Here is a 5,778-nt window from a genome sequence, read left to right as displayed (position 1 = left end):
CAGAGCAGGGCAACCGGCCAACGGTCCCGGCGGTCGGTAATATATGACATACGCTGCTGTTTCGCTATTTCTTTCGGCGCTTGACAAAAAAACCAAGCGCATCCTGAAGAATCTCAATCTCTTCTTTAGCTTCCCGTAGCTCTTTTTCGAGCTGCTTTAAACGATTGGGATCTGCTAGTGGGGTATTCCCAGGATCATCACAAAAACCAACCTTTCCATTTTTAGCTTTGCTGATCCATGTGTATAATGTATCGATTTTTATACCTAATCGCTCTGCTGCCGCTTTGTTGCCAATCTCATTTGCCAGTTTCAACGCTTCATAGCGTTCTTCGGCACTATATATTTTTTTCATTATTAGTCAGTCCTTTTTATTTCTATTTTACCTCATTTCCTTGCAATTTGGGACTGCACTTTTATGATAACACTCCAAAGCGAAACGTTAGTCAATGCCTTTTAACCTCTAATTATGAATTAATTTTTAAATCAACTTTCCTTCTTCAAAGCAGAAATATACCAGAGGCTTCTGGAAACACAACCCTTACTGAAGCTTTTTGATTACTACAATCTGGACATAAAAAAAGGCTCTCGATGTTTTTCATCAAGAACCAATGATCAAAAATTATTATTTTTACGGATACACCTCAATCAGCACATCCATAATGCCACCGCAGGCCATCCCCTCGTCTTCAGCCACTTCCCCGGTCATATCAACATGCATGGTCAGAAAGCCGGCCTCTTCACGCAGAAGATCCCGGGCGGCGACGATCACTTCGCCTTCGCTGCAGCCGCCGCCAATGCTACCGAGGCTACGGCCATCGGGCCAGATAATCATTTTAGCCCCAGCCCCCCGGGGAACAGAACCTTTTTTTGAAATGACCGTCACAATCGCCCGTTTGTCAGAGTCATTTTCTGCTAAATTCTTAACCACTTCAAAATCGAAATCGGAATGATTGGTCTTATTGTTCCGATCCGCTTTTTCCGGTTGATGAGCCATTCGCTTCACCTGAATGATCTCAGCAATAATCGAAATGGCAATTTCTTCCGGGGTTACCGCCCCAATTCGTAGCCCGATCGGTGAATAAACCCGGGCGAGTTGTTCCTCCGTAAAACCGTCTTCCCGAAACTGAGCCATCAAGCCCTTAACCCGGCGTTTGGACCCGATCATCCCCAGATACTCGGGATTTTTGGTAATCACCTGGCGCAGGCACACAGCATCATGGCGATGGCCGCGGGTGACTACAACGACGTAGTCGGTGTTTTTGACCTGCAAGCGGTCAAAACAGCTGTCAAAGCTTTCACACATTACCCGACTAGCTTCGGGAAAGCGTTGCGCATTGGCAAAAGACGGTCGATCATCGACAACGGTGACCTTAAAGCCGATATCCGCCCCATAACGGGCCAGCGGCTTGGCAATATGACCGCCTCCCAAAATAATCAGCCGCCCTTCAGAGTAAAAGGGTTCATATAAGACGAAAGCCCCCTCTTCGGTGGTATTAAATTTCGGCAGTCCCTGATCAATAACGGCTGTGATCGTTTTTCTGGTTTTTTCATCAAATTGTTCCGTTTGTAAATCGCCATTTCTCAAAACTGATTTTTCGATTGTTCGCTTCGTTGTTTCCGGATTTGTTACTCCCCGGGTGCACATAATCACCTGTTTTTCATTTTCCAATTCATTAAGTAGTTTTTGATACGGATTAACCACGTTCTTGTCCCTTTCTGAAACGATCGTCCAACCAGATCTCCCGGGGACGATGACCGATTTCAAGTTGAATTTCATATTTGCTGATTTTGCTGTAAAGAGTATTTCTTTGGATGCCCAGAGCTGAGGCCGTCTGGCTGATATTGCCCTTATAGAGTTTTAAGACCCGTTTGATATGCTCTTTCTCCATATAAGATAAGTCGAGCTGTGCCGGATCAAGATCTTCGAGTCGCTCTTCCCGCAATTCAATTGGCAAATTTCCAGCAATTGCCGCAAATTGGGCCATCGGGCTGGGTTGCTCACTATTTTCCGAAAAATACTTATAGGGAAATGCTTCTGTGTTAATAATCAGTTCCACCACATTTTCCAGTTCCCGCACATTCCCCGGCCAACTGTAACTTTCCAGTAATCGCATGTTGTCCTCAGTAATTTCAAATTCCTGCTTTTCATATTTCGCTGACAGATTTTTCATGAAATATTGAAATAAAATGGCAATATCGTGGGTGCGCTCGCGCAGAGGTGGCAGATACAGGGGTAGGACATTGAGACGGTAAAACAGATCCTTCCGGAAACGACCCAGCTCAACTTCTTTTTTGAGATCCTTATTGGTTGCCGCGATAATCCGCACGTCAATGGGAATCGAGCGCTGGCTGCCAATCCGGGTAATGACGTTTTCCTGTAATACCCGCAACAATCGGGTCTGCATATCAAGCGGCATCTCGCCGATTTCGTCAAGCATGATCGTACCATTATTGGCCTGTTCAAACTTACCAATGTTGCCGCCTTTCTTGGCCCCAGTATAGGCGCCTTCCTCATAACCAAACAGCTCCGATTCAATCAATTGGTTGGGAATTGCCCCACAATTTATGGCCACAAAGGGCTCATCAACCCGTTTGCTGAAATTATGAATGGCCTGGGCAAAGACTTCTTTTCCACAGCCGCTCTCCCCCAAAATCAGAATGGTCGAACGATTGTTGGCGATTTTTTTGGCATACTCAATGGTGCTGACAAAATGGCTGTCAGCACCCATAATTTTGTCAAAAGTGTAATAGGGCTGTTCGGATTTGACGATTTTTTTCGTTTGATCTTCTTTTAAAACAAAGACAATCTCAATACTGTCATCCTGAGGGTTATAAATCGGGCTAGCTGTCATCTGGCAATGAAAATGATTCCGCAGGGCTTTGATATTGATAATCCGGTTGACGTGTTTTTCCAGATGAATCGCTTCCTTGATGTTCTCCCACTCTTCAATGATTTCTGCGACATTGGTCGCCGACAATTGTTTATATTTATTGCCGAATAAATCCATCGCCCGCTGATTATATATTTTAATTCGACCATCCAGATCGGAGGTCAGGATCGCTACCGGCATCGAATTGAAAATCGTTTTGATATGCTTATTGGTCATATTCTGGAGGCGGTTATATTCTTTGACCCGGAGCATTTCTTCGATGGCGTTGGAAGCCGCAATGACCATTCCCAGGGTATGGGGATGAACCGAATCAGAGTAACCGGTCAGATCGAGGGCACCAATCAGATTGCCGTTGGGATCACGAATCGGTGCGCCTGAACAGGTCCAACGGTGATAGGCCTTGATAAAATGGTCTTTGCCGGACAATTGCACCGGTTCACCAGATTTTATTACCAGCGACATGGCGTTGGTGCCAATGCACTCCTCATTCATATAGGCACCGGCAACCATTTTTAGTTCAAAAGCTTCGGTCAGAATTTTTTCATCACCGATGGCATTCAAAATACAACCTTCTTTATCAGTCAGCAAGACAAAAAAATTATTTCCCCGGACAATACTCATCAGATGCTCCATATAGGGTGAGGCGGTCAGAATCAAATCTCTGTTTTCTGAAAACTTGGCCTGTAACTCCGAATGATCAATCATTTTTTTACTGAAAACCTGATCTTCGGTGATTCCATAATCAGCACAGCGCTCCTTTGATTGCTTGATAAGGTTTTGGTAAATATTCTTATTCATGGTTAATTGTCTCTTTTCATTGATTTTGGCAAATCCATTTCCCACTTTTCTGATTATAGCATAGTTTAAAACTACCAGCGTAGGAGATCTTCCATTTGAATACTTCTTTAATTGTTAATCCGAACAGGTTTGCCAGAATAACCCGGATGACTCCGGCGTGGGCGAGGATCACGATCGACTGCGAGTCGTTTTCTTTTACCACTTCGGCAAACACCGGTAGAACCCGTTGTTGTAATTCTACAAAACTTTCACCAGCCGGCGGTGCAAAAACATCAAGCTCCCGGCCCCGCTGTTCATAGCTCCCGGGGTATCGCTCTTTAATCTCTGTAAAGGTTTTTCCGTCCCACTCACCCATATCTATTTCTTTGAAAGCATCAACCCGGAACCGTGGGATTTGACGCTCGCCTAAAAGAATGTCCATAGTTGCAACACAGCGTCTGAGAGGGCTGGTATAGGCACAATCCAGGGGAATGGTTTTAAAGAGTTCTCGCAGTTTTTCCGCCTGCGCAACGCCTTCGGGTGATAAGGGCAAATCCAATTGGCCGATATACGCTTTTTCGCTTTTCCATTCAATCTGGCCATGCCGAACTAAATATATCTGGGTTTCCATCGCTCAACTCTTTCTGAATGTATTCTTCCGATTCGATTGTTATATCTAGTAATTTTCTGAATCAGTCTATTTTATCCGATTATCCTTTGGATTTTCTGCAAAATAATCTCGGCATTGTGATAGCGCCGGGTTATTTTTTTAAGCGCTTCCGGATTATCGTGATAGGTGTTGAGAACCATTTCTTTTCGTATCGCAAGATCGATTAGCTGATCATTTTTAACCAGTTTATCAGCCAGATAAAGGATTTCGCTTTCTGTGATGGCGGTATCCGCATCGACTAAAATATCCATATGAACAGCAATGATTGCCCCCACTTTTGGATAACCCAAATCTCTTAAGATCTCGCCACCTTTTACCGCATGGTTTTTTTCGGTTTTGACGAGATCATGAAGCAGGGCGGCAGCCTGAAGTACCGGTCGATTAAGGGTTTCCCCTTTATCAATTAATTGAGCCACCAAATCAGTGGCTGTCTGTTTGACTTTTTGACAATGCCGACGAATATTCTCAGGCAATTTATGCTTCTCCCATATGGCATAACATTCGCATAAATTAGGTGCTTCCAGCGCATCGTAGATTAATAACGCCTGGTAATCCGCCCGGGTATCCATATCCATTAAAATCGCTTCATCGATCAGAGGCAGATCCGCTGCATCGGCTTCATATAATGCTAACAGTCGCTTCAATCCACCGCCTTGTTTATTATCCAGAATCGCGCTCCGGTACTTTATATTAATCAGCGGCGGATGTCCCCGCTCGCCTAAAAAACTGGGGTAGATAATGCCTTTGCTGAGCTGCTGTGGTGCTGCTATCAGCTCTTTCACGGTTTCCCGCTTGACCAGCGGGATGTCCACCGGATGAATAAAAAATGCCTCAATTTCGTCGTTCAAGTGCGCAACGCCGGTAATGATGGAGGTATACATCCCCTCAGCAAAGTTCTCATTGACCACGACATCCAGTGGCTGATTGTCAAAATAGGGGCGGATTTGATCTTCCCGATGACCCAAAACCAGAATGATCTGATCGACACCGGCCTGCTGGTAAAGGGCAACCACCCGTTCCACCGCTGTTTGCCTGCCGAATTTCAACAGCGGCTTGAATCCATCCATCCGTGAAGAATAGCCAGCCGCAATAATAATAACGCCACACTTCTGCTTTCTCAATTTGGGTGCCGCCTGACTTGGATCATTTCCGCCACAATACTGACGGCGATCTCCTCCGGGGTATCGGCATAAATATTCAGACCGATGGGATTGTGCACCCGCTCTAGATCGCTGTATGAAAAACCATCCTCCAGCAGCCCCTGATAGATATGATTGCGTTTGTTTTTGCTGCCGAGCATCCCAATGTATTTGGCCTCGGTTTGCAACATCTGGGCTAACACATCTTTGTCATCCGAATGGCCTCTGGTTACAATTACCACATAGGAATATTGGTTGATGCTGATCTGGTTTTCGATATTTTCAAAACCCGGGATCACCA

At 45.1% G+C, this 5,778-nt stretch carries 6 protein-coding genes; all 6 read right to left on the bottom strand.

Features of this window, described 5'->3' with window-relative positions:
- Positions 1 to 64: 64 nt before the first annotated feature.
- Entirely contained in the window at positions 65 to 352 is a 288-nt protein-coding gene (locus BI182_RS12190) for a transposase (protein WP_070369802.1), read from the bottom strand.
- Between the two features lie 276 nt (positions 353 to 628).
- Positions 629 to 1,702 (bottom strand): XdhC family protein, encoded by a 1,074-nt coding sequence (locus BI182_RS12185; RefSeq protein WP_286808280.1) that lies wholly within the window; start codon positions 1,700 to 1,702, stop codon positions 629 to 631.
- Positions 1,695 to 3,689 carry a sigma-54-dependent Fis family transcriptional regulator gene (locus BI182_RS12180; protein WP_286808279.1) on the bottom strand — a complete coding sequence of 665 codons (1,995 nt, stop codon included), beginning with the start codon at positions 3,687 to 3,689 and terminating at the stop codon, positions 1,695 to 1,697. The genes BI182_RS12185 and BI182_RS12180 overlap by 8 nt, the downstream gene beginning before the upstream one ends.
- A 16-nt stretch (positions 3,690 to 3,705) precedes the next feature.
- On the bottom strand, positions 3,706 to 4,299 hold the full coding sequence (gene cobC / locus BI182_RS12175) for an alpha-ribazole phosphatase (RefSeq protein WP_286808277.1): 594 nt from the start codon (positions 4,297 to 4,299) through the stop codon (positions 3,706 to 3,708).
- A gap of 71 nt (positions 4,300 to 4,370) precedes the next feature.
- Entirely contained in the window at positions 4,371 to 5,459 is a 1,089-nt protein-coding gene (locus tag BI182_RS12170) for a DVU_1551 family NTP transferase (RefSeq protein ID WP_286808275.1), read from the bottom strand.
- Positions 5,456 to 5,778, bottom strand: a 323-nt coding sequence (locus tag BI182_RS12165; RefSeq protein WP_286808273.1) for an XdhC family protein, incomplete at its 5' end; no start/stop codon positions are given. The genes BI182_RS12170 and BI182_RS12165, both read right to left, overlap by 4 nt.

The sequence above is a fragment of the Acetobacterium sp. MES1 genome (assembly GCF_002237635.1).
Taxonomy (GTDB): Bacteria; Bacillota; Clostridia; order Eubacteriales; family Eubacteriaceae; genus Acetobacterium; species Acetobacterium wieringae.
This window is presented reverse-complemented; position numbering and strand designations above follow the sequence as displayed.

Bases quoted from the DNA above. Each gene is read 5' to 3' on its own strand.
- BI182_RS12190 (WP_070369802.1), bottom strand. From the start codon at position 352: ATGAAAAAAATATATAGTGCCGAAGAACGCTATGAAGCGTTGAAACTG.
- BI182_RS12180 (WP_286808279.1), bottom strand. From the start codon at position 3,689: ATGAATAAGAATATTTACCAAAACCTTATCAAGCAATCAAAGGAGCGC.
- cobC (WP_286808277.1), bottom strand. From the start codon at position 4,299: ATGGAAACCCAGATATATTTAGTTCGGCATGGCCAGATTGAATGGAAA.